This window comes from Pseudomonas soli (genome assembly GCF_900110655.1).
Lineage (GTDB): Bacteria > Pseudomonadota > Gammaproteobacteria > Pseudomonadales > Pseudomonadaceae > Aquipseudomonas > Aquipseudomonas soli.
The window spans coordinates 171,695-192,573 of the sequence record NZ_FOEQ01000003.1 but is presented as its reverse complement, the minus strand read 5'-3'; the positions used below and the strand labels follow the sequence as shown (position 1 = coordinate 192,573).

The following is a 20,879-nucleotide window of genomic DNA, read 5'->3' as shown; positions in this document are numbered from 1 at the left end:
GCACTCCTGGCCGACCTTGCAGGATTTGGCATGGTCGCCAGTCTTACCCTGGTCTTGGTCCTGGCAGCAGTCATGGTCCATGCCCGCCATCATTTCCATGCCCATCGCCTGCATTGGGCAGGGTTCAGTCGCCGAATCGATGCCCGCCATCCCGTTAAGCGGAAGCGCCACGATAAGCATCAGGATGGTGAGCAGTCGAATGAACCGATTCATGATGGGCGAGTATAGGTTACCGGGATGAGTTCAGCATTAAGGGGTTGGGGCTGCACTAACCAACCGCTTGGAGGCTGGGAGACTGATGAAGAATGTTGTGACACCCTCCGCTGATGTACACCAGATTCGTCCGCTATGAGCCTCGATGATAGAGCGGGTTATCGACAGCCCCAGGCCTGCATTGCTTGGGCCGCCTTCGCGCCTGGCTGGATCGGCTCGATAGAATCGGTCGAAGATCTTGCCAATGTGCTGGGGATCGATGGTTACCCCGCTGTTACGCACGGAAAGCGTCACGCTTTCAGGCGTCTGCTCGATCTGCACTGATATCTCGTTGCCTTCCGGCGTGTAGCGCAACGCGTTGGATAGAAGGTTGGAAAGCGCTCGGTCAATCATCAGGCGATCGCCACGAACCTTACCCTGCCCGTGCAGGGTCAGCTGGATGCCTTGATCCTCAGCCAGGAACTGGTAGTACTCGAACAGCTTGGATACGAGGTCGGAGAGCTCCACATCAATCTGCTCAGGGACGATCAGACCGTTATCCGCCTTGGCGAGGAACAGCATGTCGTCGATCATGCGCGACATGCGCTTGAGGTCTTCCAGGTTCGAATAGAGGTTTTCCTCATAGGCATCCAAGTCACGCTTCTTGGTGAGCACCACTTCGGTATGGGTCAGAAGGTTGCTGACTGGCGTTCTCAACTCATGAGCGATATCGGCAGAGAAGTTGGACAACCGAACGAATGCATCTTCCAATCGTCCCAGCATCCCGTTGAAAGACAGGATGAGCTCCTGAAGCTCAAGCGGTACGGGCTCCAGGGGAATGCGCTCGCGGAGCGATCTAGCCGACATCCCGGTGGCCACTTTGGTGATTTGCCCGACAGGCCGAAGCCCACTCTTGGCCACGACCCAACCCAAACCTGCGCTCACAATCGCGCTGATAAGCAGGCCGATGCCGAACCACCATTGCAGGGTGACAAAGAAATGGGCGTGAGTGGTGACATCGAGCATCAGCACGGCCGTCACCGGTTCAGGCTCGCCTACTATGGTCAGCTGGGCGGTAATGCCGCGGAAGTTCTGCGCTTCATCCTGCCATTCCCAGACCGCACCCCGATGCGCCTGCTCGAACCGCTGAGGAATTTGGGAGGCTTTGGGGTCTGAAAAAAGGACCGTACCGTCAGCCTTGGTGATTTTCGCTGACAGATCCTGATGTGCGCCGAGCAATGCCCGCAGCTGCTGCTCCTGATCGTCGAGCCCGCCTCGCGCTGCTGAGATGGAAAGGATATGACGCGTTGACGCCAGCTTTTCAGAAAGCGCCTGCTCATCCAGCATCCGGAAATGGTGCTGGCTGAGTCCGTAGAAAGCGACGCCGGCAACCACCAGGACAGCAGTCACCGCGAACATGAACATCAGGGTCAGTCGCTTGACGAGCGATGATTGCGGGCGCATCACTCCGGCACATCCATCATGTAGCCCATGCCTCGGGCGGTATGGATGAGCTTTGGCGCGAAGTCGTCATCAATCTTGGCCCGCAGTCGGCGAATCGCGACCTCGATCACGTTGGTGTCACTGTCGAAATTCATGTCCCAAACCTGAGAAGCGATCAGCGACTTTGGGAGCACCTCGCCGCGTCGGCGCATGAGCAACTCCAACAGGGAAAACTCCTTGGCAGTAAGGTCGATCCGCTTGCCGTTTCGCGTAGCTCGACGCTTGAGCAGGTCTACCTCAAGGTCTGCCATCTTCATGGTGGTTTGAGCAGAACCACCGTTGCCTCTGCGCAGCAACGTGCGAACCCGAGCCAGCAGCTCCGAGAACGCAAAGGGCTTCACCAGGTAATCATCAGCGCCCAGCTCCAAACCTTTCACGCGATCGTCTACGCCATCACGGGCCGTCAAGAAAAGGACCGGTACATCCTTACCCGCTGCACGGATCTTGCGCAGGACCTCCCAGCCATCGAGCCCCGGCATCATCACGTCGAGGATCAGCAAGTCATACGCTTCGCTCTGCGCCTGTTGCAGGGCGTCAGTGCCTGTCATCACCCTGTCAACGGTGAAGCCAGCTTCTGTTAGGCCTTGCTGGAGGTAGACACCGGTTTTCGGCTCATCTTCGGCTACGAGTAATTTCATCTGCTCTCATCCACGCGGGGTGCATCTCCAGTGTGCAGGAAAAAAGACGCCCAACCAGAAGCTGACTGAAAAGTAATGTCGAGATCAGTTTTCTGACAGCACCGCGAGGCTAACTTGACCCTGTACCTGACGCCATGAGGCGCAGAACCCACTGAGGATCTCCAGATGAACATGGTCAAAGCAATTGTGATGGTCGTTACCTTCGGCATGGCAGGCATCGCCCTGGCAGAGGGCGGCGCGGACCGGACCTTTGCACGGATGGAAGCGGCTCTCCAAAGCTCCATGCAGGCCTCCCAGGTTGCGCAGGAGAAGAAAGAGCAGGCGCCATTCGCCGCCCAGTCCAGCAAGCACGCGGGCCACGAAAGCTGCTGATCCTAGCTTACAGAAAAGTAATCATCCCGGAATCTGAACTATGGCAGTTTCAGACTACGGCCTCTCATCAGCCTCGCGTAGTGGCGAAAGTCTACGAGACTGGTGAGAGCTCCAATGAACCCAAGGGCTGCGCCATCGAGCAGCCTGGATATCAGCGATCTACCTGACTGGACGCAACGGCATGCAAAGCAAAACCACGAGACGATCTTTCGTCAAAGGCCTGGCCGCTACCGGACTTCTGGGTGGGCTCGGCATGTGGCGCGCGCCGGTCTGGGCCGTGACCAGCCCTGGCCAACCGAACGTGCTCAGCGGCACTGACTTCGATCTGTATATCGGCGAACTCCCCGTCAATATCACGGGTGCAGCTCGCACGGCCATGGCCATCAACGGCTCCGTGCCAGGGCCGATCCTGCGATGGCGCGAAGGCGACACCGTGACGCTACGCGTACGCAACCGGCTGAAACAGGACACCTCCATTCACTGGCACGGCATCATCCTGCCCGCCAACATGGACGGTGTGCCGGGCTTGAGCTTCCACGGCATCGCTCCAGATGGCATGTACGAATACAAATTCAAGGTCCACCAGAACGGCACTTACTGGTATCACAGCCACTCAGGCCTCCAGGAACAGTCCGGGGTCTATGGGGCGTTGGTGATCGATGCCAAGGATCCGGAGCCGTTTGTGTATGACCGTGATTACGTCGTCATGCTCAGCGATTGGACGGATGAAGACCCGGCGCGAGTGCTCTCCAAACTCAAGAAGCAATCTGACTACTACAACTTCCACAAGCGCACAGTTAGCGACTTCGTTGACGATGTGAGCGAGAAAGGCTGGTCGGCCGCTGTAGCGGATCGGAAGATGTGGGCTGAAATGAAGATGAGCCCCACCGACCTCGCTGACGTGAGCGGGTATACCTACACCTACCTCATGAACGGCCAGGCTCCGAACGGCAACTGGACGGGTATCTTCAAGCCCGGCGAGAAGATCCGCCTGCGCTTTATCAACGGCTCGGCCATGACCTATTTCGATGTCCGGATTCCTGGGCTCAAGATGACGGTTGTGGCTGCCGACGGCCAGTACGTCAAACCCGTATCGGTCGATGAGTTCCGGATCGCCGTTGCGGAAACCTACGATGTCATCGTCGAACCTGAAAACGAGCAGGCCTATACGATCTTCGCGCAATCCATGGACCGTACCGGGTATTCCCGAGGCACTCTGGCGGTTCGTGAAGGCTTGCAAGCGCCCGTGCCGGAGGTAGATCCGCGCCCGATCATCGCCATGAGCGATATGGGCATGGACCACGGCAGCATGGGCGGAATGGATCACGGCAGCATGGCTGGCATGGACCAAGGCAAGAAGGCTGGAATGGATCACGGCAACATGGCCGGCATGGACCACAGCAAGATGGCTGGAATGGACCATAGCAGCATGGCCGGCATGGACCAAGGCAAGATGGCTGGAATGGATCACGGCAACATGGCCGGCATGGATCACAGCAAGATGGCTGGGATGGGTCATGAAGGCATGGCCGGCATGAGCGGTGCAATGCAGAGCCATCCGACTTCCGAGACCAACAACCCGTTGGTCGATATGCAGACCATGTCGCCGACCCCGAAGCTGAACGATCCGGGAATTGGCCTGCGCAACAACGGGCGCCGAGTGCTGACCTACGCCGATTTGCGGAGCACCTTCATCGATCCCGATGGTCGAGAGCCTGGACGCACAATCGAACTGCACCTTACCGGCCACATGGAGAAGTTCGCATGGTCGTTCGACGGTATCAAATTCTCCGACGCTGGACCGCTGCGGTTGAAATATGGCGAGCGTCTTCGCATCACCTTGGTCAACGACACCATGATGACTCACCCCATCCATCTCCACGGTATGTGGAGTGATCTGGAGGACGAGAACGGCGACTTCATGGTTCGCAAGCACACCATCGACATGCCACCTGGCTCAAAACGAAGCTATCGCGTCACCGCAGATGCCTTGGGACGTTGGGCCTATCACTGTCACCTACTGTTCCACATGGAAATGGGCATGTTCCGAGAAGTCCGTGTGGACGAATGAACTGGAGATTTGAGATGAGCAAACCAATGAAACGAAGCGCCTTTTTCCTCTCTGCTGCGATGGTCGGCATGTTGGCTGTTTATGCCCCGTCGTCGTGGTCTAGCGACAACCACGATCAGCATTCCCAGAAATCCACCGAGGCCGGTAAAGCCAAAGGCTCGCAGGACAAGCAGGGCCAGGGGATGAACCATGAAGGCATGGATCATGGTTCCATGGAAGGTATGGACCACGGCTCGATGAAGGGGATGGATCATGGCTCGATGGAAGGCATGGACCACGACAAAATGATGGAATCGCACGGCAGCGACAAAGCTAAGGCAGGGAAAGATGGCCAATAGCTTTGGGCGGCCTTCGCTGCTGGCCCTGACTGTTTCAATCGGCATGCTGGGCGTAACGCCCAGCTTCGCCGCTGAAGAAATGGATCAATCGGGCATGGATCATTCGAAAATGGGGCACGGTTCCATGCAAATGGATGCTGCTCCGTCCGAATCGATGCCGGCGATGGATCACAGCAAGATGGGGATGAGCAAACAGCAGAAACAGCCTGCCCCTGTTGATCACAGCCAGATGGGGCATGCTCAAAGCCAGAGCAAATCCAGCCCGATGGACCATAGCAAGATGGACCACAGCAAAATGGGCCATGGGAACATGAAAGGCATGGATCACGGTTCGATGAAGGGGATGGACCATTCCCAGATGAATCATGGTTCAGCGACTTCTCCGACCACAACGAGCCGCACGCCGATTCCAGTGCTCACTGATGCCGATCGCGAGGCAGCCTTCCCCCCTTTGGGTGGCCACCAGGTGCACGACAGCGGAATCAACAGCTTCTTCCTGTTGGACCAGCTCGAATACCAGGACGCCGATGAGGGCAGCACCCTGGCTTGGGATGCATCTGGCTGGGTAGGTGGCGACATCAATCGACTCTGGGTTCGCTCGGAAGGCGAGCGCACCAACGGGGTAACCGAAGACGCTGAGCTGCAACTGCTATACGGGCGCTCGGTCAGTCCTTGGTGGGACGTGGTCGCCGGGGTCCGTCAGGATTTCAAACCGGAATCACCGCAGACCTGGGCAGCCTTTGGTATTCAGGGCATGGCCTTGTATGACTTCGAGGCCGAAGCTACGGCGTTCATCGGCGAAAACGGCCAGACTGCTGCGCGTCTTGAAGGCGAATACGACATCCTGCTGACCAATCGCTTGATTTTGCAGCCCACGGCTGAGGCGAACTTCTATGGCAAGAACGATCCTGAGCGCGGTGTTGGCTCGGGTCTGGCCAATACCGAAGTCGGGCTGCGTCTACGGTATGAAATTGTCCGCCAGTTTGCCCCGTACATAGGCGTTACCTGGAGCCGCTCCTACGGCAACACCGCTGACTTCATCCGAGACGAGGGTGGAGACGTTAATGAGGCACGCTTCGTTGCCGGTATCAGGATGTGGTTCTGAGAATTCCAACATGAAAAGAACAATTACAACGCTGCTTGTGGCCGGTGCTGTCGGAAGTGCTGCGGTACTGGGCACGGCGTATTTCGGCTTGGTGAATGTCGGCGCCGATGATCCTCACTTCCCGGCTGTCCATTCGTTTCTCGCGATGGCTCGCGACCGTTCGATTGAGGTTCGAGCGCGAGACATTGAAGTGCCTGACCTGAAGGACGCTGCGTTGATCAAGGCAGGCGCAGGCAACTACAACGCCATGTGCATTGGATGCCACCTCGCCCCTGGCGTTGGGAAGACAGAACTTAGCCAAGCGCTATACCCGTCGCCACCTGACCTCACCAAGGTGGGTGTCGGAGACGATCCGGCTGCCGCATTCTGGACAATCAAGCACGGCATCAAAGCCACCGGCATGCCCGCTTGGGGCAAGAGCATGGGTGACGAGTACATCTGGGGAATCGTCGCGTTCCTGGATCAACTTCCCCAAATGAATCCCGAACAGTACAAAGCTTTGGTGGCCACGAGCGGTGGCCACCAGCACGGCGGCGGTGAAAGCGATATGCATAACCATGAGGGCCAGCACGGCGGGAGCGGTCAAGCCGAGCATGGTGATCACGACGAAGCGGCAGACGACGATCATGCCCAGGCAGCTCACGACCATGGAGCTGCACCCGCAGGCGCCGCCCAAGCGGCAGATCATCATGGTGACCACAATGCGGCCGAAGCCCATTCGGATGCCCATCCGAAATCGTCGCCAAAGACGCATGTTCACAAAGACGGTAAGGAGCACACTCATGCCAACTAACCGGATACTCGTTCGTCTAGCCGCTATAGCTGGGCTGCTGGTGACCTCAGCGTCCTACGCTGCCGAGCCTTTGTCCATCGACGTTCACCGAGACGCGAACTGCGGTTGCTGCAAGAAATGGATCGCGCACCTGGAAGCCAATGGTTTCAAAGTGACCGACCATGTTGAGACGGACATGAGTGCAGTGAAACAGAAGCTGGGCGTAGCGCCACGGTTAGCGTCCTGCCACACAGCTGTGATCGACGGAAGGTTTGTTGAAGGCCACGTGCCAGCTGAACAGGTTCGAGAACTCAGGGGGCGGAACGATCTGGTCGGGATCGCCGTACCAGGAATGCCAGCTGGATCTCCAGGCATGGAGGTTGATGGCGTAAGCCATGCCTACCAAGTCATTGGGTTAACCAAAAGCGGCGAGGACCTAGTAGTCGCCAACTATCCAGCCAAATAACGCACCGACGATGAGGACGGCGGTAGGCTGACGCCGTCCTCTGTACCCCCGCTGGAAAGGCTTCATCAGCTCAACATGACGAGACAGAGTGCTTGCAAAGGGCAGCTAATCAGATTCACGGCGCTCGCGCACAGGCTTGAGCACGATATCGCCGTTGATGAGCTCGATGGAGAGCCTGTCGCCCGTCGTGACTCCGAGCTCGCGCAGAATGTCGTCGGGTAATTCCACAATCACATCGCCGGAGCCGTCGCCGGGATCAAGGCACTTAACCGTGGTGCTCGCTGATTCAGTCATTGGGCTCTCCTGCCTGAGCTACCAATCCTCATCGTACTCCACCAGTCATGAAAGCCGGTAACCAGGCGATCAATCGCCGGAATCGACGCTTCAATCCGGCTTTATCAGCGTGCATCCTGCCCGCTTGATCCGTGCTCAGTTCTGGCCCCGGCAACCGATACCAGCGGTCCGGTACTCAAGGATTTTCAGGTCTCCATTGGAATCCTCGTAGTTCATCTGTGCTGGCATCACGTCACAGCTCGCCTTGGTCGATGTCATGCTGATTACTCTCGCCACGTCGAGCCGCATCCCGTAGCGATAATGGATCACCTCCGGTGGCTTCTTATCATTGGCGGCTGCATAAGCTCGCATAGCTTGCTCATTGGCCTGAATCATCTTCCCGTATAGACGGTCGGATCCTCCTTCGGCGAGCGCGGTTGAGGAGGCCACTATGGCCAGGATGGCCGCGATACTTTTGATGACTTTCATTTCAATCACTCCAATAGACGTGACTGAAGATTAGGATTTTGTCGCTGTCAATTGAGTGATACGGGGATTACAAGGTTGTAAGTCCGGCTTGCATAGGGAGGTAGCGTTGCGTCTTCACGGCATACCAATTCCCCATCAGGCACACTACTGATAGACACCCAGGCGAAGGCGCTCAAGATAGTCCGCTACCACGCTGAATCCGAGCGACGTGTCGAGCATCTCGAAGGGTACAAACCCCATCAAACGGCCGCACGGCCGACAAAGCCACTGCTCCGCGAGCATCTGAGAGCCAAATACCTTCGACGCAAGCTCCAGTCCTTTCGCATATTGAAACGCCACCGCGCTCTGCTGGGCATCCAGGCGATGGGCCTGAACGGAATGGCTCAGACGGTGAACGCTTCTGGTCGATCTTCCTGTGATTCGCCTGACAAGGTTACGAGCCTTGAATAGGCTTGAGGACTCGACCATGCATTTCACGTCGCTGAAAAAAAATCCTGTTTGGACAAGACGCAGGAGTTCCAGCTGGCTCAACTCATCAGGGTCGGTATGAATCAAGTGGAACGTTGGTGCAAAAGCCTGCGATTCAACAGGTGGGGGCGTGCTTGTAGGATTCATTGCATCGACCTCCTCTTGTGCGTTGGCTGCCAGACTAGATCGATTTTGATTCCCAAGCACGCCCGACGCCCTTTAACCTTCACACCTTAGCCCAAAACGATCACTAATGTGTATGCAGTGCCGGTGTCTTCTAACTAAAATGCCATACCACTCGTCTTCCAGAACATCATTGTATGAAAATTTTCACACCATTACCTGGAGAATATATCGCATCTGCGCTTAAGCGTGGCAATGAGCTCCTAGGCATTAAATCGTTGAAAACTGAAGATTTCTATATAAAAGCGAAACCTCGTATCGGGTTCGGAATTAATAAGACTTTGGGGAGATTGCAAACAGAGTGGCGGCCGCATCAAGAATTCTATTACCCAAAGCTGCTAGACGAGCACAAGATTTCGGACCTAGCCTTAAGCAATCACACTTTGTATCCTATGATAGCTGCCCTCGGGCGACATCGAGCGACCGCAATCGTCACACCGAAAACTTGGGAAAAGGTTTGTCCAGATTGTGTTCGCGAAGACTTGGATAATTGCGGAAGCCCGTATATTCATCGCAGACACGTATTGGGTTCCGTACAGGTGTGCAGTACTCATGCCTGCGCTCTAATCGAGACGTGCCCGACCTGCTCAATACCAATGAGAAAGCACGAAATTAATCACCTAGCCAAGTGCAGCAAGCTTAACACATGGTCAAGACGTCAAAAGCGAGAATTCGGATCAAACCGTCATATGTATGCCAAATTTGTCGCAGACCTTTTGGACTATCGCGGCCCGATGATCAAGGATGGAATGGCAGACTTTGTCGCATATGCAAGCCTCATGATAAATCGAATGAGCGCGTTCGAAAAAACCCAGCTGAATATTTCCAAACTGATCAACGAAGAAATGGGAATAATTTCGAGACTCACCCATGCCAGTATCTCTACCAGCGACAAATATCCTATCTATGTGTTTCTGGGATGCCACACCGCTGAAAAGTATTTCAACTTGCTAAATAATAAAAATGAGCAAGAGCTGCTGCGAGAAAAGAAAAGAGTCGCATACACTAAACTTTTGCACGAAGCCATGAAAACTAATCCATATCGTCACGTATCTGCGTAAAGACTTCATCTTCGGACACGCGAGATATTCTTATTCCTGCATAACGGTATAGAACACTCATCGCACAGTTTTCAGTCAGCGAGTATTCTCGAATTGCCCACCGGATTTTACGTAGCTGGTGGTCATGAGTAGACTCAAGTAAACCCGCCATCAACCTAGTGCTCATCGGAAAGTGGTCCGGCATCTTGAGGAAAGCATGAGCGTTTACGACACGCCTACATAGAGCAGCGCGGGTGACCTGCTGAGGCTTTCCCTCTACAGAAAGAATGATCGTCTTCGCTTTAGCGAGCTCCAACGCAAGGGCCGAGTCCCTGGATTGCCAATCGATCAAAATTCTTCGGTCTCTGTGGTAGCGGTTCGCAGCAACATAACAGGCCAACCATTCCCTGTCGTGGCGGTACAACCACTGATAACCCGGCTTGTCATGACATTTGAGATTGGTACTTTTTGCAAAAGCTATCCGCCGGACGTGAAGGTCATCGTCAGGGATGAGGTTATTCGGTTCATCAGGCCGGACAACAACACCAGCGCGATTATCGGCCTCTAGACGGTAGGTCTTCAGGTGCTCCAGCTCCAGATCAAGGAGCCAGCAGAGGAAATAGAACTTGAAGGGCTGCACGGTTCGACCTTGTCGCCGCATTATCTGAAAGACCCAGGCAGCGGATCGAACCATCTCTTCAAATTCGGCGGCGCTAGGACTGCACCGAAGTCGCCTGGTTAAAAAATCTCTCAGCATCTGCTCTCTAATTCGTCCAGACTTGATAAAACCCATCTCATCCAAACGGTTCCTGAGCAAATTTCCAGCCAGAATCGTTTTCATCTCATCGGGATGGTCTAGCCCCCATAGCTGCATGCGGGCAATGGCAACGGCTCCGCTGTGGTCACCACAGTCCATAACCGGCGTTCCAGCAAATTCCCCCGGAAGCGACATACAACGCCAATCTGACCCTTCGGGGAATCTTATCGCCTGTAGTACTTCGCTGTGGCGTGGACAAATGCAAGTGCCCGAAGCTTGGTGAATACGATGCCAATAAGCTGAGCCGCACGCCAGAATGTCCTCTCTGACGCAGCTCTCGCAATACCTAAACGAGGCGTGTTGGAGGAAACGCGATGCTGTAATGCCCAATGCCATCTTGAGGCCTGTACCTCGATTACCTCCCATTAGAACGGCAGCATAGCGGCCCTTCTCTTCATCCAAAAAAGGCAGAAAAAGCGGTAAAAGCGTGAAGCGCTCGATCAGCTCTCCAATGGAGAAGGCGCCTCTGAGACGTTCAGACAAAGCCCCTAAGCAGCACGGCAGGATGGAACCGCAGGTACGCGAGTAGCTGTCAAAGAGCTCTTGGCTGGTCACTCGATATCCCTGATTCGCCGCTAGCTTGTGATAGCGCACGGCCAAGCTATAGAGCGACTCATCCGGAAACGGCTGGGGAAAGAACAGAAGGTTAGCCACTGCCCTGAGCTCCCCTGCGTCAAATTACCAGGAAGAATCCCTATCCACCCAGCCGCGCTGTTCGAGCTGAGCCTGAAGGTCTTCGTCCTTCGAAAAATGCACGTTAGTTAACGCGCCGTCAGCAACCGGTACGACCGTACGACTCGGAGCCTTCGGCACCGATTTGTCCTTTGCTAGAGTTGAAGGTGTTATCGCGGGCTGTGTAAGTAGCGAAAGATGAGCCCTGTCCGCCCGGCGAGCCAAGTCGTAGCTCATCATCTGAGCGATTTGGTCTTTTGTAGGCATCATGTCCTCGAAATCAGCAATCTGAAGAGGATCACCGCTTCGAAGGGCCTCGATGGGCTTGTGCAAAAGCCTCATTTGATTGTCATACACCTGCTGAAGCACGGCTGGCGTAATGGCGTCGATTCCTTCCCAAATAACATGACGCTGCGCAAGCATAAGCAGTTTCGCTAGGAAATCTGTATTGCCCTGGGTGAGATCATAGATCTTGGACAGGAGGTCACTCGTCAGGGGAGCGCAAGATTCCGTCCAGTCATAGGCCCAGAGTTGGGACACCAAGTGATGCCAAAACGGATCGTCTTCACTGAAACGGTCAAAGGCGATTGGCCCAATTCCCGCCGCTCTTCGGGCATTACGCAACACACCAGAAAACAGCGGGAGCATTGCGTTGGTCCCAACATAGACAAGCGGAACGCCAGCATCATTGGATAAAGTTACGAAGAAATTCAGCAACTTTTCCCGATCCTGCCCCCCACGTGACGAGCAAAGATGCTGCATTTCATCAATTATCAAAGCACCGATGAAAAAGGTTTTGCACAGCTGACTGATGTGCTGAAGCATTACGCTGATGCTGTTGGCGGCACCGCCCCTGCGAGAGTATTTTTCGACGCCTAACGCAGCGTCCAGCGCTGAGAAGAATGCTGCGCAAAAACCGCGCAACGAGCCGTCGTGAGGGCACTCAATCTTTAGCCACACAACCTGGGTTTCGATGAGAATCGCGTCTTTATATCTGCTGTGACTGATCACCTGCGGATAAAGCCTTGCTATGGAATTGAGCGCTGTGGTCTTGCCCATACCACTCAGGCCAATGAGGGTCATCGTCTCAGCGGTGGACATGAATCCATGGCGCTTGGCCGCTGCCGAGGAAGGCAACCGATGCCTAACAGATGAGGCCAACAGCGGATTGCGGCCCGAATATCCGTAGCGGATCAGCTGGCTGAATAGGTCTTCGAGGCGCAGATGGATTTCGAATGGAACCACAACATCTTTCAGCCGGTTGATCCCATGGCCGCGAAGCTTCGGTGGCAACGCTCGTTCGGCCTCGTCGGGCTTCGGCGGAAGATTCCCAACGCGCCTGACCACATCAACATCCGAAAGAATTCTAGGCAAGCATTCAATCAGCGGGTTGCCATCATATTGAGGCATGCCTGTAGGAATGTATTCTGCGGGGGAGAAGGTCAAATCGTTCATGTCTCTATCTCGCTACCCTCGCTGACTACCAGTTTCAGAAACGCTGCGCTTCTTGTGGAACTGGGCCTGCCGGTGACTGGCCTAGAATTTTCTCCCGCAAGAGGCGTGTTATCCACAACGCGTAGCTGATTCAGATCAGCGGTATGGGAATCGCGCTCGGTCTGAGCTTCGGTAGCACGCTTGGCACGTTTGTCCCGCTTGAAATCTGCATTCGATTTCGGGTCACCCTGTGCGGCACGTTTGGCTTTGGCCCGGTCAAGGATTTCCTCTTGCCGCCCCCTTACCAGCGCCGCAGTATTGTCACTGTCATAACGGGCATCCGGCGAAACTTGGTTCAAGACATGGACCATATCTAGAACCTCCTCCATGCGTAGTCCACCATATTTCTGCCGTTGCTGCGGTACAATAGTTAAAGCCTCAAAACCTGCTTCGGACTTGATCCAACAATTTTCAATAGAGTTAGGATCGTAGAATACTCGAACATACTTCGTCCGCAGGTTGTGCGAGCGCTCCAACCACTCCTCACGCAAGGCTGTTTGACATGTATATTGTACGCCTTGGAAAACAATACCGCCTCGACTGATACGACACTCTTGAGAGGGCAATAAAGCAATTTTCAACTCAGCCGGAGATACCACTTTGGAATTGATAGGACTATTAGCCTTCGACCAATTCCAAACCGCCATAGGCGTCGCTTCTATACCGTCAGCAATCATCTCGCGGCTTAATAGGTGTGGTATGCGTAGGCTCTTATTGTGCGCCAAGACCCCTACAATAACCATTTCTGTGAACTCGTCGATATCCAAAATCGCATCGAGTTGGTAGTCCCTATCACCACGCTCCATTTTACGAGCATCTACTCCGCCTGGAACAAATTTCAAGTCCAAGTGTTCATTGATCAGACGGAAGCGGCTTTCGATGATCCCTTTCCAATCAGGCCTGAAGGGAGGCAAAATTTGCACCGCTAGTCCCAAGCTTTGCGACAGCGTTGCCCCAGCCTCACTTAGAAGCTCAGCCCGGTCAGCAACAATTTCTGCTGGCAAGTGCGAGCACGGCCAGTCAGCCTCATCTATTTCAACATTGTATCGCTTGCAAAAATCGACTTTTGGGGTGCAAGCATTGTATATCGCGTGTCGAGCCCCATTCCAACTGGGACCCTCAAGGCCCACGTGAATCCCTACAATCATTCTAGTAAAGGTATCGACGACCACATAAAGTATAGGGCGCCCAATGAGCCATAGCCTGTTAACCCGATGCACTAAATAGACATCAGCGATAGTAGAGTCTATCTCATATCGCTGGGTAGCCCCCATCAGGCCATGGGATGCTGACCCAACGATAGCACGATGATCTTTGTTGTATCGGATAGAACCGCCACGCACCTTCAGTTTATAGAGATCATCGAAAAACAATTTACCGTGATATCTAAGCTGGGTAGTAGTCGGGTAACTCCCCCGTACAATATTCCCTTTCGATCCGTCCGGCAGAGTCTCTCTATAAAATTTGTTTAACATCCACTTGTGTGCATCTTTAAGGGTGCCGCATTTGCCGCTAGCAACCCGCCCGTAAGCCAAACGGATATGAGAGAGATGGCGCTGTTCCAGCGTGATGGCACCACCATCATTGACAACGACACCACGATACTTACGTGGCCTACCGGGGATAATGCCTGAGGATCGATCCTTTTTCTTTCCCCGTCCACCGCAAGCGCTAGTGTTCCAAAGAAAGGCGTTAGGTGTCTGCCCCATGCTCCAGTAGCGGTATAGAAGCCGGTATATCTGTTTACGCTCTACTCCTGCCTCTAGGGCATGCCTTGCAACCAGCTTCCCAAAACCCGGTCCAAGAATTTCCAAGGCGGAGCGATCTTCTACTAAACCTCTAATAAGGCTCCAGTTTCGATTTCGGCTCGATTTTTCATTTTCACTAATTTCATCGTCGCTTCTGAGCAGATGTAAGGGCACCATTTCTCGACTTAAGATTGCGCGCCCTGCGTCAATATCGTCAATCAAGACGGACCGCTCGATCTGCCACGGCTTGCTGGGATTTGTACTCAGCTCAATCACAATGACAGAATCATTATCTATGCCTAAGATCCGAACCGCTTTTTTTAGTAGGCTAGGTTCTTCGCCAGGAGTGACAATGCTGTTGATTTTAAGATCAAGCATGATGGGAAACCTCGTTTGGCAGAGACAAAGCCGCTGACCTTTGGTTCGGCCATACGTGCAACGGCTGCGACAGGCTTATTACTTTCGAGGTAAGATCTGACTCTAAACGACCGTTCCATAGCAGGTGATGGAAGAGGCGCTTTACACCCATATATTCAATGTAAAGGTCACGAGACGCTTTATCCAAAAGAATTTTTAACGGTATTTGATCCGTCTTTGCCCCCTCGATGTATCCAAGCAAATTGCCGATGTTCTTCTCCGTCGGTAACGAGGGATGAATACTGGCGTATGTCCTGAGAATCTTGAGGTTCGCTAATTTTATCTTCGAGAGGTTTTCATGCAGGACCAGCTTCCAGTCCACCCCCCTCATTGCCCAGTATTTTTCTTCGATGGCTAGCTTTTCTGCTATTCGATTACGCGCATGAAGATCAGCCTGCTCAAACTCTTTTCGATATTTCACTGATCGAGCAGCTAGCCTAGTTTCGCCAGAGGAATCCAAGAAGGTAACGAGAAAGTCCGTCGTCATAACGACAGGTATTTGCGTACCAGGATATACAGGGTGGCGACAGTTAATACTTGAGGCAATTGCTTGGGTCTCAGCCTGTGTCAGCAGAGGATACTGCTCTCGGATATCGATGATCGAGGCATCGTGCTCAAGTACAGTTAAGTAATCTCGCTCTGCATTGGACAGCAGATGGTGTGTGCGGTGAATTTTAACTCCCGCGATCATGTGAGAGACACCCTTTGATTTGATCTCCCACACTTTGATCCATGGCTTATAGGAGTCTCTGACTCCACATCCACGACCCGATTGAATTTTCTTATCTATTTTTGCCTGGGTCATCAGCTTGCGATGTGCAGCCTTGACCGGAGCTATGGGCATGGATGCCATTGTTCGAGTCGCTCAAAATTGGGCGACCCGCTCGACCGGGACGAGGACAGGTGTCGTGCACAGGGGGACACCCCAGAGAGCGGGCTAAGCCAGGACAACAGTCACAGCGGTGAGTAGAGGATTGTCACCCGAATCTTCAAGGCCTGGCTCCGGCCCGATGTGCGGTCAGAGCCTGCCTTGTGACAACCTTTATTACGTTGTGACAACCTTTATTGTTTTGTGACAACCTTTATTATTCAAAAACACCTCCCTTTTCAACAGCAGTAGCGTTACTCCACCGTCACCGACTTGGCCAGGTTGCGCGGCTGGTCGACGTCGGTGCCCTTGAGCACGGCGACGTAGTACGACAGCAGTTGCAGCGGGATGGTGTAGAGGATCGGTGCCAGCGCATCGTTGATGTGCGGGACGTTGATCACATGGGTGCCTTCGCCATTGCTCATGCCGGCCTGCTCGTCGGCAAAGACCACCAGCTCACCACCACGGGCGCGAACTTCCTGCAGGTTCGACTTGAGCTTTTCCAGCAGCTCGTTGTTAGGAGCCACGGTCACCACGGGCATATCGTTGTCCACCAACGCCAGAGGACCATGCTTGAGCTCACCGGCCGGGTAGGCTTCGGCGTGGATATAGGAGATTTCCTTGAGCTTGAGCGCGCCTTCCATGGCCACCGGGTACTGGGCACCGCGGCCAAGGAACAGGGTGTGGTGCTTGTCGGCGAACAGCTCGGCGATCTTCTCGACCACGCCATCCATCGCCAGCGCTTCGCTCAGGCGTGCCGGCAGGCGGCGCAGCTCGTCCACCAGCTCGGCTTCGACACCGGCCTCGAGGGTACCGCGCACCTGGCCGAGGGCCAGGGTCAGCAGCATCAGCGAGACCAGCTGGGTGGTGAAGGCCTTGGTCGAGGCGACGCCGATCTCCGGCCCGGCCAGGGTCAGCAGGGTCAAGTCGGATTCACGCACCAGCGAGCTGATGCCCTTGTTGCAGATGGCCAGGCTGCCGAGGAAGCCCAATTCCTTGGCATAGCGCAGGGCCGCCAGGGTGTCGGCGGTCTCGCCGGATTGCGAGATGGAGACGAACAGGGTGTCCGGCTGCACCACCACCTTGCGATAGCGGAACTCACTGGCGACTTCCACCTGGCAAGGGATGCCGGCGAGGCTTTCGAGCCAGTAACGGGCGACCATGCCGGCGTGGTAGCTGGTACCGCAAGCGACGATCTGCACATTGCGCACTTTGCCGAACAGCTCGGCGGCCTGGGGACCGAAGGCCTGCACCATCACATGGTCATTGCCCAGGCGACCTTCCAGCGTACGCTGCACCACGCCGGGTTGCTCGTGGATCTCCTTGAGCATGAAGTGGCGGTAGTTGCCCTTCTCGGCGGCTTCCGCACCTTCGTGATACTGCACCGTCTCACGCTGGACCGGCTGACCGGCCTGGTCCCAGATCTGCACCTGAGTGCGACGAATCTCGGCGATATCGCCCTCTTCCAGGTACATGAAACGGTCGGTGACCTGGCGCAGGGCCAGTTGATCCGAGGCCAGGAAGTTTTCACCGAGGCCCAGGCCGATCACCAGGGGGCTGCCACTGCGGGCAGCCACCAGCCGGTCAGGCTGGCTGGCGCTGATCACGGCCAAGCCATAGGCGCCATGCAGGCGCTTTACCGCGGCCTTGAGCGCATCGGTGAGGTCGGGGATGGTCTTGAGCAGATGGTGGATGAGGTGCACGATCACCTCGGTGTCGGTCTGCGAGACAAAGGTGTAGCCCAGGCCCTTGAGCTCTTCGCGCAGTTCCTCGTGATTCTCGATGATGCCGTTGTGCACCACCGCCACTTCATGGCCAGAGAAGTGCGGGTGGGCATTGTGCACGGTAGGCGCGCCATGGGTGGCCCAACGGGTGTGGGCGATACCCAGTTGGCCAGCCAGCGGGTCGGCGGCAACCGCGCCTTCCAGTTCGCTGACCTTGCCGATGCGGCGGCGACGCTCGAGCGCGCCTTGCTGGGTCAGGACGGCCAAGCCGGCGCTGTCATAACCACGGTACTCCAGACGCTTGAGGCCTTCGATGAGAATGGCTGTGATATTGCGCTCAGCAACGGCACCGACGATTCCACACATAAGATGTTGCTCCTAGCTGATAGCGGCGCAGATAAGGGTGATGCCGCGGGCTTGAATCCGGTCGCGTGCCTCGGCGGGCAGGCGATCATCAGTAATCAGGGTATTCACGCTGCCCCAGGGCAGCTCGAGGTTGGGGATCTTGCGGCCGACCTTGTCCGACTCGACCATGACGATCACCTCGCGGGCCACTTCGGCCATGACCCGGCTCAATCCCAGCAGTTCGTTGAAGGTCGTTGTGCCACGTTCCAGGTCGATGCCGTCGGCACCGATGAACAGCTGGTCGAAGTCGTATGAGCGTAGTACCTGCTCGGCCACCTGGCCCTGGAAGGACTCCGAGTGCGGGTCCCAGGTACCACCGGTCATCAGCAGCACGGGTTCATGCTCTTGTTCGCTGATAGCCCGGGCCACATTGAGCGAGTTGGTCATCACCACCAGGCCTGGCTGGCGCCCGAGCTGCGGGATCATCGCCGCCGTGGTGCTGCCGCTGTCGATGATGATGCGCGCGTGTTCGCGGATGCGTTCTACCGCAGCACGGGCAATGGCCTGCTTGTAGAGGGACACCGGCTGGACCGTGTCGCCCAGCAGCTCCTGGGGCATGGTCACCGCACCGCCGTAGCGGCGCAGCAGCAGGCCGTTGGCCTCCAGGGCATGCAGATCCTTGCGGATGGTCACTTCGGAGGTTTCGAAACGCTTGGCCAAGGCGTCGACACTGACCTCGCCCTGCTCATTGAGCAAGGCCAGGATATTGTGGCGCCGTTGAGGGGTATTTCGTTTCGACATGTGGATTTAAGTTTCGATTCGAAAGATAAGTGTTGCAATCAAAACCTAAGTCAATCGATTCGTCAAGTCGGGCATCAACCGGCAAACAAAAAGGCCGACTTATTCACATAAGCCGGCCCTGTGCAAAAAGCGCTGTGGATAACTCAGCTCTTCTTGATCTTCTCCGGCCGTTTCCAGCCTTCGATATTGCGCTGGCGTGCACGCGCAACGCCCAACTGTCCCACTTCAACCATCTGGGTAATGGTCGAGCCCGCTGCGGTAGTGGCTCCGGCCTGGATTTCCACAGGGGCAACCAGGGAGTTGTTGGAGCCAATGAACACGTCCTCACCCATCACCGTGCGGAACTTGTTGGCACCGTCATAGTTGCAGGTGATGGTGCCTGCGCCGATGTTGCTGCGGGCGCCGATCTCGGCGTCGCCCAGGTAGGTCAGGTGGCCGGCCTTGGCGCCCTCGCCCAGGTGGGCGTTCTTCAGCTCGACGAAGTTACCCACATGCGCCTTGGCCTCCAGCACGCTGCCTGGACGCAAGCGGGCGAACGGGCCGGCATCGCTGCCCTCACCCATCACCGCGCCTTCGATATGACTGTTGGCCTTGATGACCACGCCCTTGCGCAGGGTGCTGTCCTTGATCACACAGTTCGGGCCGATCTGCACGTCGTCCTCGATGACTACCCGGCCTTCGAGAATGACGTTGATGTCGATCAGCACATCGCGGCCGACGGTCACTTCACCACGGACATCGAAGCGCGCCGGATCGCGCAGGGTGACGCCCTGGGCCATCAGGCGACGGCCTTCGAGCAGCTGGTAGTGACGCTCGAGTTCCGACAGCTGGCGGCGATCGTTGGCGCCCTGCACTTCCATCGGGTCGTGGGGCTGTTCGGTGGCGACCACCAGGCCATCGTCCACGGCCATGGCGATCACGTCGGTGAGGTAGTACTCGCCCTGGGCATTGTTGTTGGACAGACGGCCCATCCAGTCGGCCAAGCGTGCGGCCGGCATGGCGAGGATACCGGTGTTGCCTTCCTTGATCGCCTTTTGCGCTTCGCTGGCGTCCTTGTGCTCGACGATCGCGGTCACCTTGCCCGCGGCGTCACGCACAATGCGACCGTAGCCGGTCGGATCTTGCAAGGTTACGGTCAGCAGTCCCAACTGTTGTTCGCTGACCTTGGCCAGCAAGCGCTGCAGGGTCTCGACCTCGATCAACGGCACATCGCCGTAAAGCACCAGCACGGTGTCGGCGGTAATCGCCGGCAACGCCTGGGCCACGGCATGGCCGGTGCCCAGTTGCTTGTCCTGCATGACGAAGTTCAGATCGTCGGCCGCCAGGCGTTCGCGCACCAGCTCCGCGCCGTGGCCGATAACCACGTGAATACCCTGGGGCTGCAACTGGCGGGCGCTGTGGATAACGTGGCCGAGCATGGAGTTGCCGGCAACCGGATGCAGCACCTTGGGCAGCGCGGAGCGCATGCGGGTGCCTTGGCCTGCGGCGAGAATGACGATATCGAGGGACATTGACTGGCTACCAATACTGGGCGGTCAGGGACGTGACCAAAGGGGAAATTCAGAAAAGAAAAAGGGTAGCCGAGGCTACCCTTTAACTCAATCGCATTGGAAGTGACCGGCCAAGGCCAGGTTACTTGCCCTTGCGCAATTGCTGGACGGTACGCAGCTGAGCTGCAGCTTCGGCCAGACGTGCGGCAGCAGCACCGTAGTCGAAGTCCGAGCTTTTCGCGTTCAGCGCGTTCTCAGCAGCCTTGAGGGCTTCCTGAGCCTGAGCTTCGTCCAGGTCGGCAGCGCGCTGCACGGTGTCGGCAAGAACCTTGACCATGTTCGGCTGCACTTCGAGGAAGCCACCGGAGATGTAGAACACCTCACGATCACCACCTTGCTTGGTCAGCGTGATCGGACCAGGCTTGAGATTGGTGATCAGCGGCGCGTGGCCTGGAGCGATACCCAGATCGCCCAGGTTTCCGTGCGCTACTACCATCTCGACCAGGCCGGAGAAGATCTCTCCTTCCGCGCTGACGATATCGCAATGGACTGTCATAGCCATCTGCTTGCCTCAACCTGATTAGCGCCCCTTG

20 protein-coding genes are annotated in these 20,879 nt (G+C 56.0%); 7 read left to right on the top strand and 13 right to left on the bottom strand.

The annotated features are described in order from the left end of the window. Window positions 1–249: 249 nt before the first annotated feature. Both BMY03_RS08860 and BMY03_RS08855 read right to left on the bottom strand, forming a co-directional pair. Window positions 250–1,656 (bottom strand): heavy metal sensor histidine kinase, encoded by a 1,407-nt coding sequence (locus tag BMY03_RS08860; RefSeq protein WP_094010844.1) that lies wholly within the window; start codon window positions 1,654–1,656, stop codon window positions 250–252. Beyond that, a complete protein-coding gene (locus BMY03_RS08855) occupies window positions 1,656–2,333 on the bottom strand; it encodes a heavy metal response regulator transcription factor (protein WP_019470283.1) in 678 nt (225 codons plus the stop codon). The genes BMY03_RS08860 and BMY03_RS08855 overlap by 1 nt, the downstream gene beginning before the upstream one ends. Window positions 2,334–2,498: 165 nt before the next feature. On the opposite strand from BMY03_RS08855, the gene BMY03_RS08850 reads away from it, so the two are divergent. The 6 genes from BMY03_RS08850 (at window position 2,499) to BMY03_RS08825 (ending at window position 7,457) form a co-directional block, all read left to right on the top strand. Further along, window positions 2,499–2,705 carry a co-regulatory protein PtrA N-terminal domain-containing protein gene (locus BMY03_RS08850; protein WP_094010843.1) on the top strand — a complete coding sequence of 69 codons (207 nt, stop codon included), beginning with the start codon at window positions 2,499–2,501 and terminating at the stop codon, window positions 2,703–2,705. Window positions 2,706–2,886: 181 nt separating this feature from the next. After that, on the top strand, window positions 2,887–4,776 hold the full coding sequence (locus tag BMY03_RS08845) for a copper resistance system multicopper oxidase (RefSeq protein WP_094010842.1): 1,890 nt from the start codon (window positions 2,887–2,889) through the stop codon (window positions 4,774–4,776). Between the two features lie 14 nt (window positions 4,777–4,790). Further along, entirely contained in the window at window positions 4,791–5,114 is a 324-nt protein-coding gene (locus tag BMY03_RS08840; protein WP_081951427.1) for a hypothetical protein, read from the top strand. Continuing rightward, on the top strand, window positions 5,104–6,219 hold the full coding sequence (locus tag BMY03_RS08835) for a copper resistance protein B (protein WP_094010841.1): 1,116 nt from the start codon (window positions 5,104–5,106) through the stop codon (window positions 6,217–6,219). The genes BMY03_RS08840 and BMY03_RS08835 overlap by 11 nt, the downstream gene beginning before the upstream one ends. Window positions 6,220–6,229: 10 nt before the next feature. Then, window positions 6,230–7,012: a c-type cytochrome gene (locus tag BMY03_RS08830; protein WP_094010840.1), complete on the top strand. Its 783-nt coding sequence runs from the start codon at window positions 6,230–6,232 to the stop codon at window positions 7,010–7,012. After that, window positions 7,002–7,457 carry a DUF411 domain-containing protein gene (locus BMY03_RS08825; protein ID WP_094010839.1) on the top strand — a complete coding sequence of 152 codons (456 nt, stop codon included), beginning with the start codon at window positions 7,002–7,004 and terminating at the stop codon, window positions 7,455–7,457. The genes BMY03_RS08830 and BMY03_RS08825 overlap by 11 nt, the downstream gene beginning before the upstream one ends. A gap of 105 nt (window positions 7,458–7,562) precedes the next feature. Here BMY03_RS08825 and BMY03_RS08820 read toward each other — a convergent pair whose 3' ends face one another. The 3 genes from BMY03_RS08820 to BMY03_RS08810 form a co-directional block, all read right to left on the bottom strand. Further along, window positions 7,563–7,751 carry an AbrB/MazE/SpoVT family DNA-binding domain-containing protein gene (locus BMY03_RS08820; RefSeq protein WP_094010838.1) on the bottom strand — a complete coding sequence of 63 codons (189 nt, stop codon included), beginning with the start codon at window positions 7,749–7,751 and terminating at the stop codon, window positions 7,563–7,565. Between the two features lie 135 nt (window positions 7,752–7,886). Further along, window positions 7,887–8,219, bottom strand: a complete 333-nt coding sequence (locus BMY03_RS08815) for a DUF2790 domain-containing protein (protein WP_094010837.1) — start codon at window positions 8,217–8,219, stop codon at window positions 7,887–7,889. Window positions 8,220–8,363: 144 nt separating this feature from the next. Then, window positions 8,364–8,834, bottom strand: a complete 471-nt coding sequence (locus tag BMY03_RS08810) for an antitoxin Xre/MbcA/ParS toxin-binding domain-containing protein (protein ID WP_177182896.1) — start codon at window positions 8,832–8,834, stop codon at window positions 8,364–8,366. 173 nt (window positions 8,835–9,007) lie between these two features. On the opposite strand from BMY03_RS08810, the gene BMY03_RS08805 reads away from it, so the two are divergent. After that, window positions 9,008–9,931 carry a TniQ family protein gene (locus BMY03_RS08805; RefSeq protein ID WP_094010836.1) on the top strand — a complete coding sequence of 308 codons (924 nt, stop codon included), beginning with the start codon at window positions 9,008–9,010 and terminating at the stop codon, window positions 9,929–9,931. Here the strand turns inward: BMY03_RS08805 and BMY03_RS08800 are convergent. From BMY03_RS08800 to BMY03_RS08765, 8 genes are all read right to left on the bottom strand, one after another. Continuing rightward, on the bottom strand, window positions 9,903–11,381 hold the full coding sequence (locus BMY03_RS08800; protein ID WP_094010835.1) for a TnsD family Tn7-like transposition protein: 1,479 nt from the start codon (window positions 11,379–11,381) through the stop codon (window positions 9,903–9,905). The two genes, BMY03_RS08805 and BMY03_RS08800, sit on opposite strands and share 29 nt — an antisense overlap. A gap of 24 nt (window positions 11,382–11,405) precedes the next feature. Further along, window positions 11,406–12,854 carry an ATP-binding protein gene (locus tag BMY03_RS08795; RefSeq protein ID WP_094010834.1) on the bottom strand — a complete coding sequence of 483 codons (1,449 nt, stop codon included), beginning with the start codon at window positions 12,852–12,854 and terminating at the stop codon, window positions 11,406–11,408. Then, window positions 12,851–15,019 carry a Mu transposase C-terminal domain-containing protein gene (locus tag BMY03_RS08790; RefSeq protein WP_094010833.1) on the bottom strand — a complete coding sequence of 723 codons (2,169 nt, stop codon included), beginning with the start codon at window positions 15,017–15,019 and terminating at the stop codon, window positions 12,851–12,853. Before BMY03_RS08790 ends, BMY03_RS08795 begins: the two co-directional genes overlap by 4 nt. After that, window positions 15,012–15,911: a TnsA endonuclease N-terminal domain-containing protein gene (locus BMY03_RS08785; protein ID WP_244891305.1), complete on the bottom strand. Its 900-nt coding sequence runs from the start codon at window positions 15,909–15,911 to the stop codon at window positions 15,012–15,014. Before BMY03_RS08785 ends, BMY03_RS08790 begins: the two co-directional genes overlap by 8 nt. Before the next feature lie 269 nt (window positions 15,912–16,180). Next, window positions 16,181–18,016, bottom strand: a complete 1,836-nt coding sequence (glmS, locus tag BMY03_RS08780; protein ID WP_094010832.1) for a glutamine--fructose-6-phosphate transaminase (isomerizing) — start codon at window positions 18,014–18,016, stop codon at window positions 16,181–16,183. Window positions 18,017–18,028: 12 nt separating this feature from the next. After that, window positions 18,029–18,796, bottom strand: coding sequence for a DeoR/GlpR family DNA-binding transcription regulator (locus tag BMY03_RS08775; protein ID WP_046857650.1), 768 nt, complete (start codon window positions 18,794–18,796; stop codon window positions 18,029–18,031). A 143-nt stretch (window positions 18,797–18,939) separates the two neighbouring features. Further along, window positions 18,940–20,307, bottom strand: coding sequence for a bifunctional UDP-N-acetylglucosamine diphosphorylase/glucosamine-1-phosphate N-acetyltransferase GlmU (gene glmU, locus BMY03_RS08770; RefSeq protein WP_094010831.1), 1,368 nt, complete (start codon window positions 20,305–20,307; stop codon window positions 18,940–18,942). Window positions 20,308–20,428: 121 nt separating this feature from the next. Then, a complete protein-coding gene (locus tag BMY03_RS08765; RefSeq protein WP_011536500.1) occupies window positions 20,429–20,848 on the bottom strand; it encodes a F0F1 ATP synthase subunit epsilon in 420 nt (139 codons plus the stop codon). Window positions 20,849–20,879 lie beyond the last annotated feature (31 nt).

Bases quoted from the DNA above. Each gene is read 5' to 3' on its own strand.
- BMY03_RS08860 (WP_094010844.1), bottom strand. From the start codon at position 1,656: ATGCGCCCGCAATCATCGCTCGTCAAGCGACTGACCCTGATGTTCATG.
- BMY03_RS08855 (WP_019470283.1), bottom strand. From the start codon at position 2,333: ATGAAATTACTCGTAGCCGAAGATGAGCCGAAAACCGGTGTCTACCTC.
- BMY03_RS08850 (WP_094010843.1), top strand. From the start codon at position 2,499: ATGAACATGGTCAAAGCAATTGTGATGGTCGTTACCTTCGGCATGGCA.
- BMY03_RS08845 (WP_094010842.1), top strand. From the start codon at position 2,887: ATGCAAAGCAAAACCACGAGACGATCTTTCGTCAAAGGCCTGGCCGCT.
- BMY03_RS08840 (WP_081951427.1), top strand. From the start codon at position 4,791: ATGAGCAAACCAATGAAACGAAGCGCCTTTTTCCTCTCTGCTGCGATG.
- BMY03_RS08835 (WP_094010841.1), top strand. From the start codon at position 5,104: ATGGCCAATAGCTTTGGGCGGCCTTCGCTGCTGGCCCTGACTGTTTCA.
- BMY03_RS08830 (WP_094010840.1), top strand. From the start codon at position 6,230: ATGAAAAGAACAATTACAACGCTGCTTGTGGCCGGTGCTGTCGGAAGT.
- BMY03_RS08825 (WP_094010839.1), top strand. From the start codon at position 7,002: ATGCCAACTAACCGGATACTCGTTCGTCTAGCCGCTATAGCTGGGCTG.
- BMY03_RS08820 (WP_094010838.1), bottom strand. From the start codon at position 7,751: ATGACTGAATCAGCGAGCACCACGGTTAAGTGCCTTGATCCCGGCGAC.
- BMY03_RS08815 (WP_094010837.1), bottom strand. From the start codon at position 8,219: ATGAAAGTCATCAAAAGTATCGCGGCCATCCTGGCCATAGTGGCCTCC.
- BMY03_RS08810 (WP_177182896.1), bottom strand. From the start codon at position 8,834: ATGAATCCTACAAGCACGCCCCCACCTGTTGAATCGCAGGCTTTTGCA.
- BMY03_RS08805 (WP_094010836.1), top strand. From the start codon at position 9,008: ATGAAAATTTTCACACCATTACCTGGAGAATATATCGCATCTGCGCTT.
- BMY03_RS08795 (WP_094010834.1), bottom strand. From the start codon at position 12,854: ATGAACGATTTGACCTTCTCCCCCGCAGAATACATTCCTACAGGCATG.
- BMY03_RS08790 (WP_094010833.1), bottom strand. From the start codon at position 15,019: ATGCTTGATCTTAAAATCAACAGCATTGTCACTCCTGGCGAAGAACCT.
- BMY03_RS08785 (WP_244891305.1), bottom strand. From the start codon at position 15,911: ATGGCATCCATGCCCATAGCTCCGGTCAAGGCTGCACATCGCAAGCTG.
- glmS (WP_094010832.1), bottom strand. From the start codon at position 18,016: ATGTGTGGAATCGTCGGTGCCGTTGCTGAGCGCAATATCACAGCCATT.
- BMY03_RS08775 (WP_046857650.1), bottom strand. From the start codon at position 18,796: ATGTCGAAACGAAATACCCCTCAACGGCGCCACAATATCCTGGCCTTG.
- glmU (WP_094010831.1), bottom strand. From the start codon at position 20,307: ATGTCCCTCGATATCGTCATTCTCGCCGCAGGCCAAGGCACCCGCATG.
- BMY03_RS08765 (WP_011536500.1), bottom strand. From the start codon at position 20,848: ATGGCTATGACAGTCCATTGCGATATCGTCAGCGCGGAAGGAGAGATC.